The organism is Enterobacter quasimori (assembly GCF_018597345.1).
Classification (GTDB): Bacteria; Pseudomonadota; Gammaproteobacteria; order Enterobacterales; family Enterobacteriaceae; genus Enterobacter; species Enterobacter mori.
Map to the genome: position 1 here is coordinate 1 of NZ_JAHEVU010000023.1, position 286 is coordinate 286.

The window sequence follows — 286 nt, forward strand, 5'->3', positions numbered from 1 at the left end:
CAGTAAAAGGATGGTGGAGCTATGCGGGATCGAACCGCAGACCTCCTGCGTGCAAGGCAGGCGCTCTCCCAGCTGAGCTATAGCCCCATCGTTTTGCAATCTCTGTACCGGTAATTTTTCCTGAGACAAGGCGTGGTAACGCGAAGCATACATCAGTATGTGAGCGTTGCCGCAACGCAGTATCAGGGAAAATTTGGTAGGCCTGAGTGGACTTGAACCACCGACCTCACCCTTATCAGGGGTGCGCTCTAACCACCTGAGCTACAAGCCTGCAGAGATTTTTACT

The 286-nt window shown here is 52.8% G+C and carries 2 tRNA genes; both read right to left on the bottom strand.

What is annotated here, in order from left to right:
• Positions 1-11: 11 nt before the first annotated feature.
• Positions 12-87 (bottom strand) — tRNA-Ala (locus KK102_RS22120).
• Between the two features lie 107 nt (positions 88-194).
• A tRNA-Ile gene (locus KK102_RS22125) sits at positions 195-271 on the bottom strand.
• Positions 272-286: the final 15 nt, after the last annotated feature.